Genomic DNA, 2,882 nt, shown 5'->3' with positions numbered 1-2,882 from the left:
TGTCCGGCGGTGTCCTACTCTCCCACACCCTCCCGAGTGCAGTACCATCGGCGCTGGAAGGCTTAGCTTCCGGGTTCGGAATGTAACCGGGCGTTTCCCTTCCGCCATAACCGCCGTAACCCTATCAACATATCAAACAACACCACACCAACAACAAAACGTTGGGGTATTTGTTTGTTTGTTGTGAGTTACACAGTGGACGCGAGCAGAACCTTTGTGAGCAAGTCCTCGGCCTATTAGTACCGGTCAACTGAACCCGTTACCGGGCTTACATTTCCGGCCTATCAACCCAGTAGTCTAGCTGGGGGCCTTACCCACCCAAAGGGTGGTGGGATACCTCATCTTGAAGCAGGCTTCCCGCTTAGATGCTTTCAGCGGTTATCCCTTCCGAACGTAGCTAACCAGCCGTGCCCCTGGCGGGACAACTGGCACACCAGAGGTTCGTCCGTCCCGGTCCTCTCGTACTAGGGACAGCCCTTCTCAAGTATCCTACGCGCACGGCGGATAGGGACCGAACTGTCTCACGACGTTCTAAACCCAGCTCGCGTACCGCTTTAATGGGCGAACAGCCCAACCCTTGGGACCTGCTACAGCCCCAGGATGCGACGAGCCGACATCGAGGTGCCAAACCATCCCGTCGATATGGACTCTTGGGGAAGATCAGCCTGTTATCCCCGGGGTACCTTTTATCCGTTGAGCGACACCGCTTCCACACGCAAGTGCCGGATCACTAGTCCCGACTTTCGTCCCTGCTCGACCCGTCAGTCTCACAGTCAAGCTCCCTTGTGTACTTGCACTCAACACCTGATTGCCAACCAGGCTGAGGGAACCTTTGGGCGCCTCCGTTACCTTTTAGGAGGCAACCGCCCCAGTTAAACTACCCACCAGACACTGTCCCTGAACCGGATAACGGTCCGAAGTTAGATACCCGAATCAACCAGAGTGGTATTTCAAGATTGCCTCCACACATACTGGCGTATGCGCTTCACCGGCTCCCACCTATCCTACACAAGCTAACTCAGATACCAATGTCAAGCTATAGTAAAGGTCCCGGGGTCTTTCCGTCCTGCCGCGCGTAACGAGCATCTTTACTCGTAATGCAATTTCGCCGGGCCTGTGGTTGAGACAGTGGGGAAGTCGTTACGCCATTCGTGCAGGTCGGAACTTACCCGACAAGGAATTTCGCTACCTTAGGATGGTTATAGTTACCACCGCCGTTTACTGGCGCTTAAGTTCTCCGCTTCGCCCCGAAGAGCTAACAGGTCCCCTTAACGTTCCAGCACCGGGCAGGCGTCAGTCCATATACATCGAATTACTTCTTCGCATGGACCTGTGTTTTTAGTAAACAGTCGCTTCCCCCTGCTCTCTGCGGCCATACAACGCTCCACCCGCGCGGGGCTTCACGTCTCCGGCCCCCCTTCTCCCTAAGTTACGGGGGCAATTTGCCGAGTTCCTTAACCACAGTTCGCCCGATCGCCTCGGTATTCTCTACCTGACCACCTGTGTCGGTTTGGGGTACGGGCCGCTCAGAACTCGCTAGAGGCTTTTCTCGGCAGCATAGGATCACTGACTTCACCTGAATCGGCTCGGCATCACGTCTCAGCCTCATGTGCCACGGATTTGCCTATGACACGGCCTACACGCTTACCCCGGCACAACCACCGGCCGGGCTCAGCTACCTTCCTGCGTCACCCCATCGCTTGACTACTACCCGCCAGGTTCCCACGCTCCCCAACCTCAACCCGAAGGTCTTGACTGGTTTGGGTGGTTAGCACAACGAGGTTCATCAGGGACGCTCTTTCGCGGGTACGGGAATATCAACCCGTTGTCCATCGACTACGCCTCTCGGCCTCGCCTTAGGTCCCGACTCACCCAGGGCGGATTAACCTGGCCCTGGAACCCTTGGTCATCCGGCGGAAGGGTTTCTCACCCTTCTTTCGCTACTCATGCCTGCATTCTCACTCGTGCCGCGTCCACAACTCGATCACTCGGCTGCTTCACCCCCGGCACGACGCTCCCCTACCCATCCACACACCTGCACACCACCCCGAAAGATGATGCGAAGTACACGCGTGAATGCCACAGCTTCGGCGGTGTGCTTGAGCCCCGCTACATTGTCGGCGCGGAACCACTTGACCAGTGAGCTATTACGCACTCTTTAAAGGGTGGCTGCTTCTAAGCCAACCTCCTGGTTGTCTATGCGACCCCACATCCTTTTCCACTTAGCACACGCTTAGGGGCCTTAGCTGGTGATCTGGGCTGTTTCCCTCTCGACTACGAAGCTTATCCCCCGCAGTCTCACTGCCGCGCTCTCACTTACCGGCATTCGGAGTTTGGCTGATTTCGGTAAGCTTGTGGGCCCCCTAGACCATCCAGTGCTCTACCTCCGGCAAGAAACACGCGACGCTGCACCTAAATGCATTTCGGGGAGAACCAGCTATCACGGAGTTTGATTGGCCTTTCACCCCTAACCACAGGTCATCCCCCAACTTTTCAACGTTGGTGGGTTCGGCCCTCCACGCGGTCTTACCCACGCTTCAGCCTGCCCATGGCTAGATCACTCCGCTTCGGGTCTAGAACATGCGACTCAAACGCCCTCTTCAGACTCGCTTTCGCTACGGCTCCCCCACACGGGTTAACCTCGCCACATGCCACTAACTCGCAGGCTCATTCTTCAAAAGGCACGCCGTCACCCCGCAAGGCTCCGACGGATTGTAGGCGAACGGTTTCAGGTACTATTTCACTCCCCTCCCGGGGTACTTTTCACCATTCCCTCACGGTACTCGTCCGCTATCGGTCACCAGGAAGTATTTAGGCTTACCAGGTGGTCCTGGCAGATTCACGGCAGATTTCAGGAGTCCGCCGCTACTCGGGAACACCCA

Annotated in this window: 2 rRNA genes (1 of these 2 cut by a window edge); both read right to left on the bottom strand. The window is 56.6% G+C overall.

Going from position 1 to position 2,882, the window contains the following annotated elements:
- Position 1: 1 nt before the first annotated feature.
- A 5S ribosomal RNA gene (gene rrf / locus Vgi01_RS30145) occupies positions 2 to 118 on the bottom strand.
- A 98-nt stretch (positions 119 to 216) separates the two neighbouring features.
- Positions 217 to 2,882, bottom strand: a 23S ribosomal RNA gene (locus Vgi01_RS30140); it runs 446 nt beyond the window's last position.

The organism is Micromonospora gifhornensis (genome assembly GCF_016863515.1).
Taxonomy (GTDB): domain Bacteria; phylum Actinomycetota; class Actinomycetes; order Mycobacteriales; family Micromonosporaceae; genus Micromonospora; species Micromonospora gifhornensis.
This window is presented reverse-complemented; position numbering and strand designations above follow the sequence as displayed.